Annotated in this window: 19 protein-coding genes; 17 read left to right on the forward strand and 2 right to left on the reverse strand. The window is 41.2% G+C overall.

Going from position 1 to position 22,186, the window contains the following annotated elements; translation table 11 throughout:
* Nucleotides 1–6: 6 nt before the first annotated feature.
* The 6 genes from I2432_RS00925 (at nucleotide 7) to I2432_RS00950 (ending at nucleotide 5,497) form a co-directional block, all read left to right on the forward strand.
* Nucleotides 7–1,146, forward strand: coding sequence for a hypothetical protein (locus I2432_RS00925; RefSeq protein WP_206158916.1), 1,140 nt, complete (start codon nucleotides 7–9; stop codon nucleotides 1,144–1,146).
* On the forward strand, nucleotides 1,143–1,625 hold the full coding sequence (locus tag I2432_RS00930; RefSeq protein WP_111692112.1) for a stage II sporulation protein M: 483 nt from the start codon (nucleotides 1,143–1,145) through the stop codon (nucleotides 1,623–1,625). Before I2432_RS00925 ends, I2432_RS00930 begins: the two co-directional genes overlap by 4 nt.
* A complete protein-coding gene (locus I2432_RS00935; RefSeq protein ID WP_012678903.1) occupies nucleotides 1,622–2,209 on the forward strand; it encodes an ABC transporter ATP-binding protein in 588 nt (195 codons plus the stop codon). Before I2432_RS00930 ends, I2432_RS00935 begins: the two co-directional genes overlap by 4 nt.
* Complete coding sequence (locus I2432_RS00940) at nucleotides 2,206–2,688, forward strand: hypothetical protein (RefSeq protein ID WP_206158917.1); 483 nt, start codon at nucleotides 2,206–2,208, stop codon at nucleotides 2,686–2,688. Before I2432_RS00935 ends, I2432_RS00940 begins: the two co-directional genes overlap by 4 nt.
* A 24-nt stretch (nucleotides 2,689–2,712) precedes the next feature.
* Nucleotides 2,713–3,228 (forward strand): DUF8777 family protein, encoded by a 516-nt coding sequence (locus I2432_RS00945; RefSeq protein WP_043983904.1) that lies wholly within the window; start codon nucleotides 2,713–2,715, stop codon nucleotides 3,226–3,228.
* A gap of 634 nt (nucleotides 3,229–3,862) precedes the next feature.
* A complete protein-coding gene (locus tag I2432_RS00950) occupies nucleotides 3,863–5,497 on the forward strand; it encodes a zinc ribbon domain-containing protein (protein ID WP_115250239.1) in 1,635 nt (544 codons plus the stop codon).
* Nucleotides 5,498–5,637: 140 nt separating this feature from the next.
* Here the strand turns inward: I2432_RS00950 and I2432_RS00955 are convergent, their stop codons facing one another.
* Nucleotides 5,638–6,531: an RluA family pseudouridine synthase gene (locus tag I2432_RS00955; RefSeq protein ID WP_206158918.1), complete on the reverse strand. Its 894-nt coding sequence runs from the start codon at nucleotides 6,529–6,531 to the stop codon at nucleotides 5,638–5,640.
* Complete coding sequence (locus tag I2432_RS00960; protein ID WP_012677265.1) at nucleotides 6,515–6,706, reverse strand: hypothetical protein; 192 nt, start codon at nucleotides 6,704–6,706, stop codon at nucleotides 6,515–6,517. Before I2432_RS00960 ends, I2432_RS00955 begins: the two co-directional genes overlap by 17 nt.
* Before the next feature lie 234 nt (nucleotides 6,707–6,940).
* On the opposite strand from I2432_RS00960, the gene I2432_RS00965 reads away from it, so the two are divergent.
* The 11 genes from I2432_RS00965 (at nucleotide 6,941) to I2432_RS01015 (ending at nucleotide 21,965) form a co-directional block, all read left to right on the forward strand.
* Nucleotides 6,941–8,722 (forward strand): transglutaminase domain-containing protein, encoded by a 1,782-nt coding sequence (locus tag I2432_RS00965; protein WP_249093273.1) that lies wholly within the window; start codon nucleotides 6,941–6,943, stop codon nucleotides 8,720–8,722.
* 140 nt (nucleotides 8,723–8,862) lie between these two features.
* Nucleotides 8,863–9,243, forward strand: coding sequence for a RidA family protein (locus tag I2432_RS00970; RefSeq protein WP_012514818.1), 381 nt, complete (start codon nucleotides 8,863–8,865; stop codon nucleotides 9,241–9,243).
* A gap of 37 nt (nucleotides 9,244–9,280) precedes the next feature.
* Nucleotides 9,281–11,602: a penicillin-binding protein PBP2A gene (gene pbp2a, locus I2432_RS00975; RefSeq protein WP_115250240.1), complete on the forward strand. Its 2,322-nt coding sequence runs from the start codon at nucleotides 9,281–9,283 to the stop codon at nucleotides 11,600–11,602.
* A 48-nt stretch (nucleotides 11,603–11,650) separates the two neighbouring features.
* Nucleotides 11,651–11,803 carry a 50S ribosomal protein L33 gene (gene rpmG, locus I2432_RS00980; protein WP_012677268.1) on the forward strand — a complete coding sequence of 51 codons (153 nt, stop codon included), beginning with the start codon at nucleotides 11,651–11,653 and terminating at the stop codon, nucleotides 11,801–11,803.
* Nucleotides 11,804–11,814: 11 nt separating this feature from the next.
* Nucleotides 11,815–11,991 (forward strand): preprotein translocase subunit SecE, encoded by a 177-nt coding sequence (secE, locus tag I2432_RS00985; RefSeq protein ID WP_115250241.1) that lies wholly within the window; start codon nucleotides 11,815–11,817, stop codon nucleotides 11,989–11,991.
* A 390-nt stretch (nucleotides 11,992–12,381) separates the two neighbouring features.
* Nucleotides 12,382–12,927, forward strand: a complete 546-nt coding sequence (gene nusG, locus I2432_RS00990) for a transcription termination/antitermination protein NusG (protein WP_012514821.1) — start codon at nucleotides 12,382–12,384, stop codon at nucleotides 12,925–12,927.
* Between the two features lie 477 nt (nucleotides 12,928–13,404).
* Entirely contained in the window at nucleotides 13,405–14,511 is a 1,107-nt protein-coding gene (locus I2432_RS10390) for an LPXTG cell wall anchor domain-containing protein (protein WP_206158919.1), read from the forward strand.
* A gap of 762 nt (nucleotides 14,512–15,273) precedes the next feature.
* Nucleotides 15,274–16,791 (forward strand): AcpB/EbpR/MafR family transcriptional regulator, encoded by a 1,518-nt coding sequence (locus I2432_RS01000; RefSeq protein ID WP_115250243.1) that lies wholly within the window; start codon nucleotides 15,274–15,276, stop codon nucleotides 16,789–16,791.
* Between the two features lie 174 nt (nucleotides 16,792–16,965).
* The gene (locus I2432_RS01005) at nucleotides 16,966–18,168 is read left to right on the forward strand and encodes an LPXTG cell wall anchor domain-containing protein (RefSeq protein ID WP_115250244.1); all 1,203 of its coding nucleotides are present in this window, start codon (nucleotides 16,966–16,968) and stop codon (nucleotides 18,166–18,168) included.
* Nucleotides 18,169–18,755: 587 nt separating this feature from the next.
* Nucleotides 18,756–21,257, forward strand: coding sequence for a leucine--tRNA ligase (leuS, locus tag I2432_RS01010; RefSeq protein ID WP_115250245.1), 2,502 nt, complete (start codon nucleotides 18,756–18,758; stop codon nucleotides 21,255–21,257).
* Nucleotides 21,258–21,431: 174 nt separating this feature from the next.
* The gene (locus I2432_RS01015) at nucleotides 21,432–21,965 is read left to right on the forward strand and encodes a hypothetical protein (protein ID WP_111677677.1); all 534 of its coding nucleotides are present in this window, start codon (nucleotides 21,432–21,434) and stop codon (nucleotides 21,963–21,965) included.
* Nucleotides 21,966–22,186: the final 221 nt, after the last annotated feature.

Here is a 22,186-nt window from a genome sequence, read left to right on the forward strand (position 1 = left end):
TCTAATATGAAACATGTTTTTAAATACCATAACGGTAACATTTTAGGGTATCTCAATATTGTTGGGTTTACCCTTTTGTTTTATGGCTCAGTGATAGGTATGATAATGTTTAGGAATTCTTTGACCTATGATGGAGCTGGTTCTCTAATATCGACCTTTATTCTGGTATCAGGAACCTATCATTCTGTGAAATCAACATTTCCATATGAGGGGAAGCGTCATCCAACGTTTATACTAACACCCTATTATCTACTTAAGCATCTATTGCTTTCAGTTAATAAGGTTTATGCTTTGCAAATTCGAGTGGTTAGCATAGGAGTCATCTGTTTAGCTATAGCCTTTCCGGAGCAGCTTGCTTGGATAGCCTTGTCTTTGCTGGCAGTATTTATGTATTGGTTATCGCTTTCACTAGCGACTATTTTTCAAGTAGCTGGAAGAATCCTGAATCTTCTAATGATTTATGGCATGTACCTCCATCAGGAGTCGCTGGTCATTGCTTGTCTTTGTTTAAATGCGGTTATTCTTGTGCTTAATATTACTATTGATTTCCGTTATCCCTACCAATGGCTGGCAGCAAGAGCTAAGAAGACGGAAAACACAATTACTCTATTAAGGCTTGTTGTCAATATGATAACAGATCATTTAGCTTTAATGATTCTGTTTATCATCTTCTGTATAGCTACGACCTATTTCACGCAAAGGCTATTGTTGCTGTTTGATTATTCTAGCTTTAGCATACCAGTTTTTTTCTTATCTGCTACTACCTATATCACGTTACTAGAGGTTATGGTAGGTAAAGACATTAAGGAGCTTGAGTTAGACCGAGGCTTGGTTGTTTTACATTTTTTGAATAAGGATATCAGTGTTTACAACGCTTATCGTAACAGTCAATTCTTGCTTTCTGCTCACATCTTAGCTATTATTCATACGGGATGTGTCATAGGCTTACTACCATTTTTACTAAATGGTCAAGCTGCTCTTTTTCTATCTAACCTAGTGATGATCCCCTTCATATACTTTATATCATTTTGCTATTTCGTAAAATCAATAAAAATGGTTGCTGATGATTTGTCAGTGTTTAGGTGGGTTATTTTGGTTTTGTATTTTATTCTAGTGGTCATTGCAATGGTAGGTAGTCGTTTATGACAATGAGGAAATTTTTAAGGTACTATATCAGTTTTATTATTTTCTCAATAGTGATTGGGATTTTAATTGGTTTACTGATTACCAGTGATACTGTCATATTATCTAAGCCAGAGCGGGGCTGGGATTTTACTCTGGAGGTTTTAAAGAATAATAGTAATAATTTTTTGTCTTATATTTTCCTCTTCTTTTTGTCCCCAGCCTTGCAATTGATTGATTTGGTATCGGTTGTTATACAAATTACTTTAGGAATGAGGAAGTCTGGATTTCTAATAACTGCCTTGGGTTTGTTTCCGCATGGTTTGCTGGAGATCCCTAATTTTCTCTTTTATCAAGGCTTGAGTCAATATATGCTATGGACTGTTTTGACTGAAAAAAGCATGACGTCCTTCTTAGAAAGAGAAAGAAGATATGTAAGGTACTATCTTATATCGTATTGTGTTTTGTTAATTGCTGGTATTATGGAAGGGTTACTCGGATGAAAATAGTAAATGAAAGCAAGTCATTTTCAAACAGAAAAATCTTAAATCACATATCCTTTGACTTTAGTAAAGGGCTGTATAAGGTTGAAGGGAATAATGGTAGTGGTAAAACCACTTTTTTGCGCTTGTTAGCAGGCTTAGAACGGTTTGATAGCGGCCATCGCTTACAGCATAAGGGAGATATTCTATATCTTGATACTAATGCTATCGGTGTAGTTCCCTTAACTATTGAAGACAATCTGACATTATTATGGAAAACCTTTAATGCCTCTCCTGATGAGGAGACCTTGTCTGTGATTAATCAGTTCTTTGGAGAACGGTTACTAGATCATTATCTGACGGCTTCTGTAGGAACAAAGGCTAAGGTGGGCTTATCCTTGCTTTTTGTAAAGGATTGGGATTATATTTTCATAGACGAAGCCCTATCAACGCTTGATGGCTTTAGTCTTGATATGGTTGCAGGAAGATTATTAGCATTAAAAGAAAAGGCTACTGTTTTTTACGTTTCTCATAATCTATCACACCAGCAGCTATTGTCAGAATCACAAGTGATCTATCTTAATGGAAAAGGAGAAATCTATTGAAAGGTAATCCTTTTAATCGTAATCTTTCTTGGTTAATAGCCTATGTGCTATTACTTTCTTGTTATGTATTCATATTAGTAGATGGTGGTTTTTTAAAAAACAGCGTTCAAGAATTGGAAGTCCTGCTCGGCCAAACACCACTAGCTATAAAGCTGTTTTTGATGGTGATATCAATAGCTTTTAGCATCATATCTTTATTGGTTGAGTATTTTTTAAGCAAATTTTTAGTGCTGCTTTTTCTTGAAGCTGGCATCGTTTCTTTAAATGATGTTGTTATTGCTAAATCAGTGACGTTAGTGATCCATTTAGTTGCTTTGCTATTGAAGCTATCTCCCTCTCCACTTTTTCAGTTTGTAGTGAATGCTTTAGGGATTGTGATCATGTATGGATTGAGTATCAAGAGACAAGGAAATAGGACAACTGCTCTTTTGTTTTGTTTACCCTTTACACTGGATATTCTAGCAACATTGTTGCTTTAGTGATTTTGAGTTGGAGGAAAAGTAATGAAAAAAATCTTATATTTATCAGTACTTTTAGGAACGTCAATTCTAGCAACATTGATTAAAATTTATAACACTTTTTTTGCAAAGCTAAAGGCTTCATCAGGTCATTCAACTGGGAATATAGAGATTGATGCCCTTTTATCTGAGTCTAGACTAGTGTTGGAAAGGCAGCATGCCTTCACAACGAACGGAATCAATAAGCTATTCGTTATGATGATGAGTCTAATGCTGTTACTAGCCTTATACTATCTGATAAAAAAGGATTTGAAGGCTGTCTATAGTTATTTGCTTTACCTGGTGTTAACCTTGGTTCATGCGATTTATAGCTTCTTTTCGTTAAGTCCCTTGGCAAGGCTTTATTCTGATGATATGCTGAGGGCTACAATCCAGACGGGAGAGAAAGCTAAATTGATTTTTTCAGTGGTTCTTTTTCTTCTTTATCTGCTTATTGTGGTGGCCAATAATAGAGTAAAATCTAATGTAGAGCTGACTTCATCTGTTGGGATAGATGTGTAATACCTTTCACATTGTGACCTTTAAAGCCTTTTAGCTTCTCTAATTTTCAGAGTAACTAGGAGGCTGTTTGTGACGCTCTTAGCGTTTTTTCGTTTCTATCAAAGTTTATCTGCGTTAATGCTATCTATTTCCGTAGCTGAGATACAAGATATTATGATATGTGTTGTCATACCATAAAAAAACACCTTACAAGATATTTGATGATCAATCCTCCTTGAATTAAGCTTTCTTTAAGCAAGTGTGTGTATACTAACTGTAATCCTAAATAATTGGTTACCTAATGATAACTAATTTTTTCATAACCTCCTTCCTAAAAACGATGTCAGGGCAGTCGGGATTGATTGCTGTTATGGCATCGTTTTTGTTGCGCTTTGATAGCAAATCTAGCTGTATGTCAAATAGCTTATCGGGATTGATGAAGATGATCAGCAGGGGTCTCTTGGCTCTAGGTTATGCTGCTGTTTCATGAGAAACAGCTCTTGATGATCAATTTAGGTAGTATTAGTGGTGGTCATCTTAGCCTTTTAGGCTTTGAGCTGCTTTATGTTTGCTCATTTTTAATGTGTTAGTGTTTACACAAATAATTCTCATTTTTTGATATAATAGAAAAGGTAAGGAAGGGTAGGAGATAAGGATGACAAGATTTTTTCAAAAAAAACAGGCCAAAAGCTTAGCAATTGGTTTTGTGAGCTTGTTTGCTGTGCTCATTGGGTATGGAGCTTTTCACTATTCTAAGGCCAGTCGTATCAATGCCTATCTACAAGCAAGGTCATCAGGCTCTGGGCAGGTGCTTGAAAATATCAAGGAATACCTCGTATGGGCTGATACCAATGAGCAGCTGACCAATGATCAAGCAAGATACACCAGCTTTAAGAGATATAGTAAGGCAGAGCTAGTAAGTAAGCGTCATCAGCTGCAAACAGCAACTGCAGCTGATGATATGTATGTCAAATCGGTTGGTCGCAAATTTTTGATTTTCCCTGATTATCGCATAGCAGTGAAGCCTGTGGCCCTGACTATCAAGACCAATGTGCCAAATGTTGATATCTTGTTGAACCATAAAAAGCTTGCTGTATCACAGTCAGAGGATTTTAGCGCAACGATTGAAAGGCTTCCGGCTGCTGATTATAAGGCGAGTATCAATGGCTATTATAAGGATCGTAAGATTAAGGTTAGCAAGACCTATGATGGCAAGAACAATACACTGGATTTGAGGGTTACCTTTAAGACATTTACGGTAACCAGTAATGTCAGAGACGGCGAGCTTTATGTTGATGGTGAGCGCGTGGAAACTTTGAAGGATGGGCAGCTTCAGCTGGAAGACTATCCTGTGACAGAAACCGCAAAGGCCTATATTAAAAAGACCTTTCCTGATGGCGAGCTAACCTCCAGCAAGCATGCCCTTGCTCCTGTTGCTGAGGGCTCCCAGCTAGAGATTAACATTGAGCATCTCTTGACTGAGGAACAGGCAGGACAGGTGTTGGTGGCAGCCTTTGATCAATTGCTTACTTATCTCAATCAAGGACAGGATCCAGCGAGCCTTTCAACCGTTTTTGAGCAGGGGGCTAATAATGCTTTTTACAAAGGCTTGAAGGATTCCATCAAGGCAAAATTTCAAACTGATCCCAGAAAGGCTTCTCGTTTAAGCATTCCGTCTATTTTGTTAAGCAAGTTGACTCAAATTGGTAAGCAGTCTTATCTAGTAGACTTTACAGCTGTTTATGATTTTGTTTACGATAAGGAAACTGATCCTGAAAAAGGCACCTCAGGGAATGTTCGTCAAGACCTGACTGGTAAGCTGACCCTGAAAAAATCTGGGGATAGCTACCTTGTTAGTCAGTCTGGTCCTAAAAATATTACAGTTGCCAGTGAAAAAAATCAGGTTAAGCCGTCTATTTTCCCAGAGGGGCTAGTGGGAACCTGGATAGGACATCGCTCGGACATGACCTTTACAATGATATTGGCTAAGGACGGCAGTATCACAACAACCATTGGAAATAAAAATGGGAATGGCTCACAGACTACTAGGTCTGCTAAAATTACCAAGGTGGAGGAAAAAGGAGATGGCTTATTCCTCTATACCGTAGCTCCAGATACTGATATAGTAGCCCTTGTTCCAGGAGGTGGACTGGGTGGTGTCAATGTCAAATACGCTTTTGGTGTCAAATGGAGCGGAGATGTCGCTACGATAGTGGTTTGGCAGACAGCAAGCAATGCGGCGTTTGATTACAGTAAGCCAATGTTTGGTCCTGACATGAAAAAGCAATAAGCGCTTTACCCTACAAACCGGTTTAGCACTTCTAGCTAGGGGAATCAGCATAAGAAAAAAGCTTCTCTTTTTAACCCTTTGTGGTTAAGAAGAGAGGCTTTTTAGTATAGGGCTGACTGTATGAGGAGCAACCGATATAATCAATTTAGCTGCTGTAGTCCTTCTTCAAAGCTTTTAGACGGGGCAGTAACCCTAATCATCTCTTGGGTCAAGGGGTGTGTAAGGGTTAGCTGATGAGCGTGCAGCATGAGACGGTCAGCTTTTTGACTGCTATAGAGGGGATCACCAATTAGGGGGTGTCTATGATGTGCGAGATGTACTCTGATTTGATGTGTTCGTCCTGTCTCTAGGCGACAGTTGACCAGGCAGGTCTGATCAAAGGATTGTAATAAGGTTAGATGGGTGATTGCCTTTTGCCCATGCTTAGCATCAACCACACGCTTGCGCCTATCGTGGCGGTGACGTCCGATTGGATCGCGATAGGTTACTGTTTGCTGCGCCAGCTGACCTTCGATTAGGGCCCAATAGTCTCGCTTAATGTCTCGACGCTCCAATAGGCGATTTAAAATCGGAAGGATAAAGGGATTTTTGGCAAAGAGAATCGCTCCGCTAGTCTCCATGTCTAAGCGATGGACCACATAGCAGGTCTTGCCAGTATAGGCAGAGACATGGTTGAGCAAGGCTAGCTCAGTAGGCTCATTGCCATGTGTTTTCATGCCTTCGGGCTTGTTGACAATGATGAGGTGTTCGTCCTGATATAGGCAATCCACTAGGGCAGGCTTGCCCATTAGAATGCTTTTCTCAGGGTAGTCCTCTTGGTCAAAGCGTAGCTTGATGTGATCACCCTGCTTGACAGGGCTCTGCCAGTTAATCAGCTCATCATTGACCCAAACATGCTTTTTGATGCGCAAGAAATGTCTGATTTTACGGGGAATTAATAGCTTATCTTCCAATAACTCCTTGACAGTTGTTGCTTTATGAGGGTTAGTGAGGGAGACCTGAAAGCCCATCTCAGGCTTATTTGCTGTTGTCATTGAGCCAGTCATGGTATTTTTCAATCAAATTGATGGCCATTTGGGTTGCAAGAGCTACAGAGAAAGCTTCGGTTCCCTCGCGCTCGTCACTGGCAACCTCTAAGCGTGTCTCATCATAGACAGCCTTGAGGCTCTCTGCTGACAGGGTTTCTTTAAAAGCTTGAAATTTGTTCATGATCATGTCCTACCTTTCTAAACGTTTGTAACAATGCTATTATAACATGTTTTTCGTCAAAGCTAATCATTTGCTCGATGATTTGTGCTGCGCTAACAGCGTGATTCTTTTGAGAAAAGATAAGATTAGCTATTGTGAAATTGTCTGTCTTTTATTATACTAAGAATAGTCTGATAAATATATTATTTAAGGACACGATAACATTGGGATTATGAATCATTTAGGAGAATACTATTGAACAAGCCATTGATAAAATCCTGTCTGCTTGCTCTATTGATCTTGGCCGGCTTGACCAGTATGGCAGCACAGGCTGATGTCAACACTTACAACCAAGGTAGGACATATAACGATACACCCTATTATTCTGCTTATCATCACTACTATGACCACATGAGGGATACTGCTGACAATGGTATTGATAATTGGGGTCGTCTGACACGCTATCGCTATTACAGAGAGACCTATTATCAGCTTGAGGCTGAGCGTCAGCAGCTTGTTAGGACTTACTTGGAGTTGAAGGCTTCATATGATGATCAGGTGGCTCTTAGCAGTCAACGACTACAGCAGTACCAGTCTGGCTGGTCTGATCTCCAATCACGCTTTGAGCAGCTCAGGAAAACCAATCCTGTTGTAGGCGGTGATTATCGGATTGTTGAGCTAGAGGGCAATCTTCAAAGCTATCAGACCTTGCTGCAGCAGCTTTCTATGGCTGATTTTGTCAGCCAGTACAAAGATAGACTGGATGCCTTGACTAGACTTGATACAGAGCGAGCTAGGCTCATTGACACCTGGTGGGAAAGTGATAGCAATTACTCAGATCTCAATACCAATCTAACACTGGTCAATGGCTATATCAAGGAGCTGAATCAGGCTTTACAGGAGCTTCTTAAGGACCATCAAGGTAAAATGACATCAGATCTGCAGACCTTGGGTGACCGACAGGCCGAGCTTGCTAGACGGCTGACAGATATAGAAAGCATGCCTAAGAGACAGGCTACCAGTCAACCTCGTGGTTCACAGACACATTGGCGATCAGCCCCTAGAGCTGATGTTGCCTTGTGGAATGAATTGCGAAACGAAGGAGATTATGCTTCTGCTACAACAGACAATGCTTTGCCATCGCAGCCTTATCGAGCAGACTTAACAGCTGTTCATGATCTAGAAGCCTTGCAAGCACAATCTGACGAAGCACACCGCTTGCGGGCAAAGGAAATTGTCTTTACGCTGCAGCGTTCCAACATCAGTCGTCAGGGTGATATAGATTTGTCAGGGGCCATTACAGCATTTGTCAAAGAAAAGCTTCTTGTCACTCCAAATGCGCGTGGGGTATCATCTGGCTTTAGATGGCAAATGCAAACCTATGACAATGAATACTTAACCATCACTCTAATGCCTCAATATTATATGACTGATGATCAGTACAAGGAGTATTACGACCATCTCAAGGCTTGGACAGCTCAGCATATCCAGTCTACCGATACAGAGGTTGAGAAAATTGATAAGATTCAAGACTATATCATGACAAACTACCACTATGCGACCGGCAAGGTTGGAGGAGTGACCCGTACTGGCATTTCTGTGCAGACGCCATATGCCTTTATCAAGGACAGGGAGGCTGTTTGTCAGGCCTATGCGCAGATGTTTAAGGACATGGGACGACTAGCTGGACTTGATGTTCATTATATCCAAGGCTATGGAGACCCAGTTGGCGGCTTATCAAGTCTACATGCTTGGAATATCGTCAAGGTTGATGGCCAGTATTATCATATTGACCTGACTTGGAATGATACTATTGACAGCACCAATCACAATCATACCTACACCCTGCGAGGCAATGATTTTATGAGCAAAACACATTTGTGGAATGCTGCCTATGCGATCTCAGATAGTGACTATGCTGCTTATCCTAGAGCAATCTATTCAGCTTATGGCTCTGGTAGACTTCAACGTTCAAGGACTGACTATTTACCTTATAGGGGAATGGATTATTCGGTATCAAGATACAGCTATGCTTAATAACAGCTAATGTCATAGAAAACCCTGGAAAGCTTACTTGATTCTTTCAGGGCTTTTTGAGATGTCATGGTTTTTGGTATAGGATTTTGAAAGAAATTGTTATAATAGGGTAAAACGTTTATGTAGCAGGAGAAAATAAAATGAAAAGTATTAGACGCTATGATGTCAATGAAGAGTGGGCACATACTGGCTTAGTAGAGGCAGGCGATTTTTATTTTTTAAATTATTGTGTAGGAAATGTCGGTCAAGATATTGAGGCTCAAATTAACGGTGCCTTTGATGAAATGGAGCGTCGTTTGGGGCTGGTAGGCCTGACGCTAGAGGCCGTTGTTCAAATGGATTGCTTGTTTAGAGACATTTGGAATGTGCCAGTTATGGAAAAAATCATCAAGGAGCGATTTAATGGCAAATACCCGGCTCGTAAATCTCTTCAAACAGCTTTTGCTCATCAGGGTGGTCCAGACGGCTTGCTATTTCAGGTAGATGGGGTTGCTTATTCAAAGCATATTTCCGTATCCTAAACAATATGACTTGGAGGCTTAGTAGTATCATAAGACTATGACATTTTTAGAATTATTACAAAAGAAATTTTTTCCAAAAAAATACCAAGAAAAACAGGCCTTAAAGGAAAGGGCGGCGCAGCATATGGCTGACAAAGAGGCTGCTGTTGCTGCTTTGGTTGATCAGGAGGCACAAGCAGGGCAGGCAGAGGGGCAATCAGTCTTTCAACGCAGCAAGTCTTATGGGGCTAAAAGGAAAAAACAGCCGGTCTGGCTTCAAAGGCTAGAGGCGATTTTGCCATCGCAGCAAGGTCCTATTCGCCGTTTTCTTCGTCGTTACCATGTTGGTAAAATCCTGCTGATTTTGATGGGTACCTTTGTCTTGCTGCTGGGGTCTTACCTTTTTTACCTTTCAAAGACAGCCAAGGTTTCTGACTTGCAGGACGCTCTTAAGGCGACGACAGTCATCTATGACCGCAAGGGAGAATATGCAGGCAGTCTTTCTGGTCAAAAGGGGACCTATGTGGAGCTTGACGCTATTTCAGATGATTTGGAAAAGGCGGTTATTGCCACAGAGGACCGTACCTTTTATACCAACAATGGTATTAATTTCAAGCGCTTTTTATTGGCTATTGTGACCGCAGGCCGCTTTGGTGGAGGCTCGACCATTACTCAGCAGTTGGCTAAAAATGCTTATTTGTCTCAGGAGCAGAGCATTAAAAGAAAGGCGCGTGAATTCTTCCTCGCACTTGAGCTCACCAAAAAATACAGTAAAAATGACATTCTGACCATGTACCTCAATAATTCCTACTTTGGTAATGGTATTTGGGGTGTTGAGGACGCCAGCCAAAAATATTTTGGTACCTCAGCAGCTAATCTAACCTTGGACGAGGCAGCAACCCTTGCCGGTATGCTCAAGGGACCTGAAATTTACAATCCCTATTACTCAATCGAAAATGCAACTAATCGTAGAGATACCGTTTTGTCAGCTATGGTTGACGCTGGGAAAATCAGCAAGCAGCAGGCACAAGAGGCTCAAGCTATTGGTATGGGGAATCGTTTAGCAGACACCTATGTCGGCAAAACAGATGATTATCAGTACCCATCTTATTTTGATGCTGTTATCAATGAGGCTATCTCGCGCTATGGCATCTCAGAAAAGGATATTGTCAATGATGGCTACAAGATTTACACAGAGTTGGACCAAAATTACCAAGCAGGCATGCAGACCACCTTTAATGAGGATAGTCTATTTCCTGTGTCGGAGTTTGATGGTAGCTCAGCTGAGGCAGCTAGTGTGGCTCTAGATCCTAAAACCGGAGCTGTCAGGGGGCTTGTTGGTCGTGTCAATAGCACAGAAAACCAGCCCTTTAGAAGCTTTAACTATGCTACTCAAGCCAAGCGTAGCCCTGCTTCAACGATCAAGCCCCTAGTTGTTTATACTCCTGCTGTTGCAGCAGGCTGGTCACTGGAGCACGAACTGCCAAACAGCGTTCAGGATTTTGGCGGTTATCAGCCGCATAATTATGGCAATTACGAATCAGAAACAATTCCTATGTATCAGGCTTTGGCTAACTCCTACAATATTCCTGCTGTTTCAATTCTGGATCAGTTGGGGGTAGATAAGGCCTTTAGCTATGGTGAAAAATTTGGTTTGAAGATGAGTGATACCAAAAGGGAGCTTGGAGTGGCTCTTGGTAGTGGTGTCACCACCAATCCGCTTGAGATGGCACAGGCCTATGCAGTATTTGCCAATGGCGGTGTCAAGCATATTGCCCACCTGATTACCAGAATTGAAAATGCTAAGGGCAAGGTTATCAAGACCTTTACAGATAAAACCAAGCGGGTTATCAGCCAATCAGTGGCTGATAAGATGACTAGCATGATGCTTGGAACCTTTTCTAATGGTACAGCTGTTAATGCCAATGTCTATGGCTATACTCTGGCTGGTAAAACAGGGACCACAGAAACTGACTTTAACCCGGACCTTTCCGGTGATCAGTGGGTCATTGGCTACACGCCAGACGTTGTTATCAGTCAATGGGTTGGCTTCAATCAAACTGATGAGCATCATTATTTATCAGATTCAAGTGCGGGCACTGCCTCAGCAATTTTTAGCACCCAAGCCTCCTATATATTGCCATATACCAAAGGAAGCCAATTTAAGGTCGATAACGCTTACGCTCAAAACGGTATTTCAGCGGTTTATGGGATTAATGAGACCAATACGCAAGCAGGTATTGATTCTCAATCCATCATTGATAGTCTTAAAAAGTCAGCCGAGGAAGCTTCAAAGTCTATTTCAGAGGCAGTTGATCAATCTGGTCTCAGAGAAAAGGCGCAAAGTATCTGGAAGAGTATTGTTGACTACTTTAGATAGCTTGCGAAAATATCTAAATCGTGTTAGAATAATCACTACGGAGGCGTTATGGCACAGAAAAAAGCAAGCCTAGCGTGTGTAGAATGTGGCAGCCGCAATTATTCTATCGGGATTAGTAGCACGCCTAGACCAACACGACTAGAAGTCAATAAGTTTTGCAAATATTGTAAAGCATACACCTTACACAAAGAAACACGTTAGAGGAGAGCCTGATGGGATTCATTAGTGGGATTTTTAAGCTTTTAAGGGATACAACTTGGCCGGATCGTAAGCAGCGCTGGAAGGACTTTATTTCTGTCTTTGAGTATACAGCATTCTTTACGGTAATCATCTTTATCTTTGACCAGTTGCTATCAAAAGGCATTTTATCATTGATTAATTTATTCTAAGTCATTGCAATGATGAGACCTGTTATGATTAAAATTGCTTGGAAAAGCCTAGGCTGGAACAATCGTTTCGGCCTTTTTGAGTGCGATGGGCAGGTTGTACTCTGATAGATATAAGACCAATAGACCACCTACTATGCGGGTGCGTAAAGGGGTGATAGCTACCGATAGTCAAGGGCTATAGCAAGTAGAAAGGCTGGGCAGCTCAGCTGATCCGCTGTTATGACTAAAGGCATTGACCAGAAAGGTTCGTTGGCAGCCAACAAAGTGCTCTTACCCTGCTATGAGAGGCTATTAATGCGTTGACAGCCAATCCTTCTTCTATTATAATGAAAGTGTGATAACAGCAATGCAAAGGCCAACAGAGGCTTTTTTATAATGAAAGGAAGTAACATGTTAGATTCTTTTGATAAGGGCTGGTTTGTCCTTCAAACTTACTCAGGCTATGAAAATAAAGTAAAAGAAAACCTTTTGCAGCGTGCTCAGACCTATAACATGCTAGACAATATTCTTCGCGTTGAGATTCCTACCCAAACAGTAAATGTTGAAAAAAATGGTCAGGTCAAAGAGGTTGAAGAAAACCGCTTCCCAGGATATGTTTTGGTTGAGATGGTTATGACTGACGACGCTTGGTTTGTTGTTCGTAACACACCAAACGTGACAGGCTTTGTCGGATCGCATGGTAATCGCTCAAAACCAACCCCTCTGCTTGAAGAGGAGATTCGCGCAATCCTGTTGTCAATGGGGCAAACTGTTGATGTCTTTGATACGAATATCAAAGAAGGTGATGTGGTTCAAATCATTGATGGCGCCTTTATCGGGCAAGAGGGTCGTGTCGTAGAAATTGAAAACAACAAGGTCAAGCTCATGCTTAATATGTTTGGCTCAGAAACCTTAGCAGAGGTCGAGCTTTACCAAATCGCAGAGCTATCGTCCTGATAGGCTTCTAAAGCTATTATTCATACCATAAAAAATAAAAGGCTGGCATCGGCTCTCTAAAATACCGATGTTAGGCCTTTTTTGTTGGTCTTCTACAGCCAAGACTCAAATTAACCAGGCCCTAAAAAGAGTTATTGTCCCTTCGCTTTTAAGTCTCTAACCGATCGCCCTAGCTTATTTTTAATCCAGCAATCGCAACAGATCAAAAGTTAAATGATATCGTGCAGTTATTGATTGGTATAGACAAAAATACGCTCAAAAAAAGATTGGAATATACAAAAAAAAAAAACATTACCATTTTATCTCATTTATAAAATTAATATAATAGTCACGTGAGAATTTAGCTGATAAATGCTTACGAACGATAAAAAACCGAAGGTCGTTACTCAGTGTTAGTAGTTGTCTTTGGTTTGACAATGTCTAAAAGTAATAGAATTGTCACATAAAGTAATATAAAAGGGTTATAGAGGAGAGAAAATGGCAAGGAAGCACTTTAATAAATATGCTCGCCGATATGGGTTAACATCAGCCGCAATTGTCCTTATGGCCGCAGCCATTGGTTCAGGAACAAGTGTTCAGGCGCAAAAACGTAATTTACAAGAATTAAAACAGACAGTAGCTAAATTTCCTAAAGTTAAAGACACTGTTATGGCTTCTAGCTGGTATTATAACAATGACTATACGACACCTTCTATTAAGGATTATTTAGATAAGTTGGAACAATACTTTATAAAGTATTTTGAATTACTAAATAAAGAGCTTGAGCTTCCTGGCCCACAAGGTCCTGTCGGTCCTGCTGGTCCTGTCGGTCCTGCCGGTCCTGCCGGTCCAATCGGCCCACAAGGTCCTGCAGGACAAAATGGTATAAGGGGGGTGCCAGGTCTCCCTGGCCCACAAGGTCCTGTCGGTCCTGCTGGTCCTGTCGGTCCTGCCGGTCCAATCGGCCCACAAGGTCCTAGAGGTGATAAAGGAGAAAGAGGTGAACGAGGCGAGACAGGTTCCGTTGGCCCCCGAGGAGAACAAGGTCCACAAGGAGTGCCAGGTGCTAATGGTCGTGATGGCGAGCGTGGTGAAGTCGGTCCTCAAGGTCCAAAGGGAGACCAAGGTGAAGTAGGTCCTCAAGGTCCAAAGGGAGATCAAGGCGAAATGGGTCCTCAAGGTCCAAAAGGAGACCAAGGTGAAGTCGGTCCTCAAGGTCCAAAGGGAGACCAAGGCGAAATGGGTCCTCAAGGTCCAAAGGGAGATCAAGGCGAAATGGGTCCTCAAGGTCCAAAGGGAGACCAAGGCGAAATGGGTCCTCAAGGTCCAAAGGGCGACCAAGGAGAAGTAGGTCCTCAAGGCCCAGATAGTCCTCAAGGCGAGCAAGGACAGGAGTCTAAACCGGACATGCCTGCACCAAAAGTTCCAGAGCAAATCCCAGCACCTCAGGCACCAAGTACTGCCACAAAAATGGTTTCAAGGCCTCAAAAAGCAGCAGCTCTGCCGGCAACAGGAGAGACAAGCAATCCCTTCTTTAGTCTTGCCGCTCTTAGCATTATCGCCAGCGCTGGTATGCTAATACTTAAAGAAAAAAAGGATAGGTAATATAGTCTTGGTTTGCTTGATAGATGGTGGTTGGCAACCGACCATTCGAGTGCTTTCCTTAACTATAAACTCCTAATCAATTCTAGCGTTTAAAAAAAATAAGATTATTCTTGGAGAGAAGCAAAGGGCTTCTCTCCTTTTTGAGTTGTAGCATTCTTGATCCTGATCCTATAGATAGAGCCCTGTTTGTCGGACTATTGAGATGAATAGGGGTATTTATATAGTGACCATATGGTCTTACATAGGTGTGTATGGTTTAAGGCCTAAATACTCTTCAAGCTTAGTTCTTGGGCAGTCAGTTCGGATTGGCTGGCTGATTTTTAAGCCTTTAATGGCTTAGTAGTAAGACAAACCAGCTTACGTTTGCTAAAAAGCCCCTAAGGCTACAACCATTTTTTGTGACTAAGATAAAAACTAGACCTTTTGAGATTTGTAATAATTTAGATTATTGTTTTTAAAATTAGCAAATATTAAACACTTTTTTTATTGAAGATACAGATGATAGTAATGGCAGAGCTAAAAAATAAGAGAAAATAAAAAAGTCTACAATTTATAATGTAATAAAAAAATGAGCTGACTGTTGTGTTTTAAAGGCTTTTGTCTATTTGTAATCGGTTAATTTGCGAACAATTCTAAGGTATTTCTGGCTAATAGTATGCTATAATGCAACTCTATTCTACAACCGACATTAAGAGTTAATGAAATAGTGTTGTGTTGCGGTAAGTTTTTAATCAGGAAAAGTATATTTAGGAGCTAAATACCATGTCTATAGATAATCTCTTTACCAAGCAGCAGTGGCGAGAGCTTGAGTTGATTACCTTATTAAGTGAAACGAAAAATCCATTATATTATAAAGATGCTTGTCAGCTGTTGGATTGTTCAGTTTTAACGCTGCAATCGTGCATCACGAATTCTGTTTTTATGGAAGATTTAGGCAAGCTGTTCTACAAGGATTCTCAATTTCATATTCATTACAATCATCAAAGTGGCTTAAAGGAGGTTTATCGGAGAGCCTTGCTAGAGTCTCCTTCTCTTCAGTTGATGTCAGCCTTGTTTTTTGATGATTTTGCGTCATTAGATGATCTTGCAGAGGCACTTTTTATTAGCTTATCAACCTTAAAGCGTTTGATTCGTAAAACCAATCTTTATTTAAAAGAGCATTTTGATATTATCATTTCGGCTAAGCCTATTCGTGTGGTTGGAGATGAATACAATATTAGATTGTTTTATATCAAGTATTTTTCAGAAGCATATACTTTTTCTGAATGGCCTTTTGCTTCCCTGCTCAACGAAAATCACCATGAGCAATTTGTTCAATTAATGGCATCTTTGACAGAGGTTAAGATTGATTTTGCGATTTTTCGTCACCTCAAGCTATTAAGTGCGGTTAATCTTATTCGCTACCTCAAAGGCTTTAAAATTGGTAAGCATAAAGCACTGGGTAGTCTTTCGCTGGAGTTGTTACAGGATTCTCAGGAGATGAAAAAGCTATCGCATTTGTTTGTGCTTAAATTTTCAGTACCGCTTGATGATCTTGTCTTGTCAGAAATGTTTTCTAATTATTTAGATGATGATTTGGTATTAGGAAAGTCCTTGCAGGTAGATAAGGTTAAGGAGGAAGTTCCGGGCCCTCAGTCCTTGCTGAGCTGGATAGACTTGCTTAGTGAAATGGAGGGAGCTACAGGTATTGTATTGCCAAATAAATATGAGGTTGCCAGATATCTTCATGCCACTGTTATTTTAGGAGTGGAGGATATTAATGAAAGCTTTCTGATTTACGATTATAAAAAGGATTACTTGGCCTTCTTTAAGAAGCATTATACCTATGTTTATTTTAGGTTTACCGATTATGTGAAGAGGCTATTTAAGGACGGGGATATGGTGCTTGCCACTAATCTGCTCAACAATTTGGTTTATTCCTTGCTGATAGCTTGGGAGAATTTCTTTTTAACCATGTGTGAATTGATGAAAAAACCAAAGCTCTTGATTATAGAAAGAAGTCATGGCAGTACGGGAAGCTTTTTGAAAAAATACATTGGTGAATTTTTTGAGATTACCATTTTTGATAAATTAACTATAGAAGCCTTGTGTCTACAGCATGACTATGACGTCATTATCACTGATACGGTCATTAGGGGTTGTGAGCATGCTGATATCTTTTTCTTTAGTCGATTTGTGCCAACCGTTATAGTCGCCAAGCTTAACCATTATCTAAGAAAACGAATGGGTAGTATCTTTGAAACAAAAACAACCAACAAGCTTGGAAACATCGGCTATTGATAGATATCGGTATATTTCATTAAAATAGGCACAACTTATCATTGTGTAAAATTAGTGAGCTTTGTTAATCCTATAAAATTAGGTAGAATGTAGTTATAGGTTAACGTGTAACTCCCTTAGGGAGTAGGTGCTTTGGCCTGGGAAATAGGAAAATAAAAAGGAGAAACAAACAACATGAAGAGTCGTAAATCAGCCCTACGTAAGGCAGTTATGGCCGCAATGCTGGCAGGTGCTATCACAACCACAGGAGGAGTGAAAGCTAGAACTTCAAACCCACTGATTATTAAATTAATGACTACTATAGTTAATGCTAAAGTTAGTGGGGAAGTTAGAGAGTCTCCAGTTTTGGACGACCTAGCAGAAGAATTTTCTCGATTATCGGCGGACGAAATGCGTGAACTCCTTGATATGTTAGCGAAAGAGGACTCATCACTTAAGATGATTAAACATGCAATTGGTGATAATGAAGATCCCGATGTATTTCTACACGCTCTTATAGATGGTATAGAGACTCACGTTCAAAATGAAGAAAATCTCAGAGAAGAAAAAAGCAAGTTACAAAGTGATTTAGAAAGATCTATTAAAATTTCAGAAGAGTTGGTCAATAAGCTTTCTCAAGCAGAATCAGATCGTGATATGGCTCTCAGTGAATCTGCCGACCTTGCCAACAAACTTTCAGCAGCTCAAGCAGAAGTAGAGCGTTTAGGGCAGGCTGTTGATAGTCTGGGTCGATTGACTGAATCTGCTAAGCGTGAGCTCACAGAGAAGCTTGCTGAGATTGAGCAATTAACACAGGACAAGGCTAAAGCAGATGCTGACCTTGAGGCTGCTAATGCTAACATCACAACACTTCAAGAGGAGCTAGTAGACGTTAAGGCTGACGTTGACAAGCTTTCGGAGGAAAAAGCTGCGGCAGATCAGGCACTTGCTGAAGCTAATGCAAGAGTATCAAATCTTGAGCAAGAGATAGTAGCAGCTAATAATAGAGTGGCTGACCTTGAAGCGCAATTAGCTGAAAAAACAGCTGAGCTTGATATGGTTAAGGCAGACAAGGCTGAGCTTGAGGCTAAGGTCAAGGAGCTTCAAAGCCTACTTGAGCAAAAGGACCATAATAATGCTGACCTTCAAGCTGAGATTAAGCGCTTGAAGCAGGAGCTTGCTGATAAGTTTAAGGATCTGTCACAGCCTCGCGCTAAGACTCCTCAGGCATCGAACTCGGTCGCAAAGCAAAAAGCAAGTAGACCAGCCGCAAAACCAGCAGGTCAGTTGCCATCAACAGGTGAAGATGCAGCAAATCCATTTTTCACTGCTGCTGCAGTTGCGATTATGACAGGTGCAGGTCTAGTGACAGTCATGCCAAAACGTCAAAAAGATTAAGCTATTCTCAATTCTCTCCCCTTTAACTATTGGTTTATAGCATTTTACTAATGGACATTGGCATTCCTATAAGCTCTATTGAGCCTCTTATCTAATAGAAAGGATAAGGGGCTTTTTAGTAGCTTAGCAAGCACTCCTTGGTCAAGCTCAATACCTCTTTGAGAGCTTAAAACCAGAGCTAGATCAGATCTGAAACCAAGTGAGGTAATAGTGGGTATTTGGCTGTTTTATGAGTTTGCTCGTAAGGCTTGAGCTTATGCGTCGCAGAGACGCGCTATCTAGTCTAAAGGGCTTTAGCAATGTCGTGACAAACGCATGAAGACAGTGATGCTTTCTCGTAGCGAGTTTTCATCATCAGTATAGTTTTTTTGGCAATATGTTAGGAAATAGTCAAATAGAAATCGAGAAACTGGTGATATTGCAATGCAAAACCGCTGAACATAGATTAAAAAATGCATGTAGCTAGAAAATGGTTACATGCATTTTTGTGATGCCGACGTCGTGGCAGCAATATGGCTTGCCCATTCCTAAAAGCCTGATATCGTGCTATAATAAGAAGACTAGACTTTTTACATGGGAGAATTCACATGACATTTTACAATCACAAAGCCATTGAGCCTAAGTGGCAGGCCTTTTGGGCTGATAATCATACCTTTAAAACGGGGACAGACGCCTCAAAGCCTAAATTTTACGCTTTAGATATGTTTCCTTATCCTTCTGGTGCGGGTCTACACGTGGGGCACCCTGAAGGCTACACTGCGACTGATATTTTAAGCCGCTTCAAGCGTGCACAGGGCTATAATGTTCTCCACCCAATGGGCTGGGATGCCTTTGGTCTGCCTGCTGAGCAATACGCGATGGATACTGGGAATGACCCTGCTGAGTTTACAGCAGAAAACATTGCGAACTTCAAACGTCAGATCAATGCCCTTGGCTTCTCGTATGACTGGGATCGTGAGATCAATACAACTGATCCTAATTACTACAAGTGGACACAGTGGATCTTCACAAAATTGTATGAAAAAGGCTTGGCTTATGAAGCTGAAGTGCCAGTTAACTGGGTTGAAGAGCTGGGAACAGCTATTGCGAATGAGGAGGTTCTACCTGATGGCACATCAGAGCGTGGGGGCTATCCAGTTGTTCGTAAGCCCATGCGCCAATGGATGCTCAAAATCACAGCCTACGCAGAGCGCTTGCTAGCAGATCTGGAGGAAGTGGATTGGCCAGAGTCGATCAAGGATATGCAGCGCAACTGGATTGGTAAATCAACAGGGGCTAATGTAACCTTCAAGGTCAAAGATACCGATAAAGACTTCACCGTCTTTACAACACGCCCAGATACCTTGTTTGGTGCAACCTATGCTGTTTTGGCACCAGAACACGCCTTAGTAGATAGCATTACCACAGCAGAGCAAGCGCAGGCTGTTGCTGAGTACAAACGCCAAGCGAGCCTCAAATCTGACCTTGCTCGTACCGATCTTGCCAAGGAAAAAACAGGTGTCTGGACAGGAGCCTATGCGATCAACCCGGTCAATGGCAAAGAAATGCCTATCTGGATTGCGGATTATGTGCTTGCAAGCTACGGTACAGGTGCTATCATGGCAGTGCCAGCGCATGATGAGCGTGACTGGGCATTTGCAAAGCAATTCAATCTTGAGATTATTCCAGTGCTTGAAGGGGGCAATGTTGATGAGGCTGCCTACACAGAGGACGGTATTCACATTAATTCTGGCTTCCTAGATGGTCTTGATAAGGCTTGTGCCATTGCTAAAATGGTGGCGTGGCTGGAGGAGACTGGTGTTGGTCACGAAAAGGTCTCTTATCGCCTACGTGACTGGCTGTTCAGTCGTCAGCGCTACTGGGGTGAGCCAATCCCAATCATTCATTGGGAGGACGGTACCTCGACAGCAGTTCCTGAGCAGGACCTACCGCTTGTTTTGCCAGTGACCAAGGATATTCGCCCATCTGGTACAGGAGAATCACCACTAGCTAACTTGACTGACTGGCTTGAGGTGACTCGCGAGGATGGGGTCAAAGGGCGTCGTGAGACCAACACCATGCCACAGTGGGCTGGCTCAAGCTGGTATTACCTTCGCTATATTGATCCACATAATGATAAGCAACTAGCTGATAAGGACCTGTTAAAGCAGTGGTTGCCAGTAGATATCTACATTGGAGGTGCAGAGCATGCTGTGCTTCACTTGCTCTATGCGCGTTTCTGGCACAAGGTGCTCTATGATTTGGGTGTAGTGCCAACCAAGGAGCCATTCCAAAAGCTCTTTAACCAAGGCATGATTTTAGGAACCAGCTATCGCGACCATCGTGGTGCCCTTGTAGCTACTGATAAGGTTGACAAACGTGACGGCAGCTTCTTTCATATGGAAACAGGCGAGGAGCTTGAGCAGGCCCCTGCTAAGATGTCTAAGTCGCTGAAAAACGTTGTTAACCCAGATGACGTAGTGGAGCAGTACGGTGCAGATACTCTGCGTATGTACGAAATGTTCATGGGACCACTTGATGCCTCAATCGCTTGGTCTGAAGAAGGCCTGGAGGGAGCACGCAAGTTCCTAGATCGTGTTTACCGTTTGATCACGACAAAGGAGATTGTTGCAGAAAATAGCGGGGCTTTAGACAAGACTTACCATGAGACTGTTAAGGCGGTCACAGAACAAATCGAAGGCATGAAATTCAACACTGCTATCGCCCAGCTCATGATTTTTGTCAATGCAGCCAATAAAGAGGACAAGCTTTATGTGGCATACGCAAAAGGCTTTGTTCAGTTGCTTGCCCCATTTGCCCCACACTTGGGTGAAGAATTATGGCAGATCCTAACAGCTTCAGGCCAATCCATCTCGTATGTTGCATGGCCAACCCATGACGACAGCAAGCTCGTTGAAAATGATGTCGAAATCGTTGTTCAAATTAAAGGAAAGGTTAAGGCTAAGCTTGTTGTGGCAAAAGACCTCTCAAGAGAGGAGCTAGAAAAAGTAGCCCTAGCACATGATAAAATACAGGCTGAAATTGTAGGCAAGGAAGTGATAAAGGTTATCGCTGTTCCTAATAAGCTCGTTAATATTGTGGTGAAATAAAGACCCTTCTTTATAAGTTTTGAGCCCAATACTATAAAAAGCTGATAACCACTCGTTTACATGAGTGGTTATTCTTGTTTTGTAACACGCTATTAAAACTGATATTAAACAATCATAAGGACAATGATAGAATAAACTCCTAAAATATTTATTATGTATGGAGGATTTTTCAACATGAAAAAATTGGTTTTAGCCAGTGCAGCAGCACTTGTACTCGCAGGAGCAGTTGCAGGTACAGGGGAAGTAAGGGCTTTTAGTTATTATCGTGGAGTGGAGTATAATCCTTATTCGTATCGAACAGAAACCGAAAAATCACTAGAGAGAAGTAAGCAAGAACTTATAGAAAAAATCAAAACATTTGGTTTATCTGAAAAGACAGTACAAGATTTTGAACGTAGAATTATGTCTTTGACAGATGCTTCCCCTTTAAACGAAATTGAACAGGAAGCAAAATGGGCTAAACAAGGATTGAGTGATGAGGAAAAATTTGATCTAGGTTTGCAAAATCTGAAGCAAGAAATAGAAAAAATATCAGATTTATATCGAGTACATAAAAGAGCTATGAAAAATCGGTTAAGTGATTTAGAGGGTTTAAAGCACGATATTTATTTTTCAGGTAGACAAAAAATGGAGAAGTTACAAGAATTGGAAGAATGTGTTGCTAAACCAAGTTTAGCAAGAAGACAATATTGGTATCGTATTTATTAATCTGGTAACTTTTACAATTACTTTATAGAATATTTTTACCGCATATATTTTATGTGGTATTTTTACTATGCTAATCTGATATTTTGATAGTGGATCATAAAAGTATTAAACAGTAAACTAAGGCAAGTTCAGTTGTTGAACTTGTCTTTTTCGTATTTATTTAAGTATTTTTTATCAGGTCTAATTTTGAACACATTACTGTGTGTTTCTTGGTCTTTTTT

This window comes from Streptococcus equi subsp. zooepidemicus, from assembly GCF_015689395.1.
GTDB lineage: Bacteria > Bacillota > Bacilli > Lactobacillales > Streptococcaceae > Streptococcus > Streptococcus equi.

Excerpts from the sequence above, each read along its gene's own strand:
- secE (WP_115250241.1), top strand. The coding sequence starts at position 11,815 with ATGGGATTCATTAGTGGGATTTTTAAGCTTTTAAGGGATACAACTTGG.
- pbp2a (WP_115250240.1), top strand. The coding sequence starts at position 9,281 with ATGACATTTTTAGAATTATTACAAAAGAAATTTTTTCCAAAAAAATAC.
- I2432_RS00955 (WP_206158918.1), bottom strand. The coding sequence starts at position 6,531 with ATGACAACAGCAAATAAGCCTGAGATGGGCTTTCAGGTCTCCCTCACT.
- I2432_RS01005 (WP_115250244.1), top strand. The coding sequence starts at position 16,966 with ATGAAGAGTCGTAAATCAGCCCTACGTAAGGCAGTTATGGCCGCAATG.
- I2432_RS01015 (WP_111677677.1), top strand. The coding sequence starts at position 21,432 with ATGAAAAAATTGGTTTTAGCCAGTGCAGCAGCACTTGTACTCGCAGGA.
- I2432_RS10390 (WP_206158919.1), top strand. The coding sequence starts at position 13,405 with ATGGCAAGGAAGCACTTTAATAAATATGCTCGCCGATATGGGTTAACA.
- I2432_RS00970 (WP_012514818.1), top strand. The coding sequence starts at position 8,863 with ATGAAAAGTATTAGACGCTATGATGTCAATGAAGAGTGGGCACATACT.
- I2432_RS01000 (WP_115250243.1), top strand. The coding sequence starts at position 15,274 with ATGTCTATAGATAATCTCTTTACCAAGCAGCAGTGGCGAGAGCTTGAG.
- I2432_RS00960 (WP_012677265.1), bottom strand. The coding sequence starts at position 6,706 with ATGAACAAATTTCAAGCTTTTAAAGAAACCCTGTCAGCAGAGAGCCTC.
- nusG (WP_012514821.1), top strand. The coding sequence starts at position 12,382 with ATGTTAGATTCTTTTGATAAGGGCTGGTTTGTCCTTCAAACTTACTCA.
- I2432_RS00945 (WP_043983904.1), top strand. The coding sequence starts at position 2,713 with ATGAAAAAAATCTTATATTTATCAGTACTTTTAGGAACGTCAATTCTA.
- I2432_RS00935 (WP_012678903.1), top strand. The coding sequence starts at position 1,622 with ATGAAAATAGTAAATGAAAGCAAGTCATTTTCAAACAGAAAAATCTTA.
- leuS (WP_115250245.1), top strand. The coding sequence starts at position 18,756 with ATGACATTTTACAATCACAAAGCCATTGAGCCTAAGTGGCAGGCCTTT.
- I2432_RS00950 (WP_115250239.1), top strand. The coding sequence starts at position 3,863 with ATGACAAGATTTTTTCAAAAAAAACAGGCCAAAAGCTTAGCAATTGGT.
- rpmG (WP_012677268.1), top strand. The coding sequence starts at position 11,651 with ATGGCACAGAAAAAAGCAAGCCTAGCGTGTGTAGAATGTGGCAGCCGC.
- I2432_RS00925 (WP_206158916.1), top strand. The coding sequence starts at position 7 with ATGAAACATGTTTTTAAATACCATAACGGTAACATTTTAGGGTATCTC.
- I2432_RS00930 (WP_111692112.1), top strand. The coding sequence starts at position 1,143 with ATGACAATGAGGAAATTTTTAAGGTACTATATCAGTTTTATTATTTTC.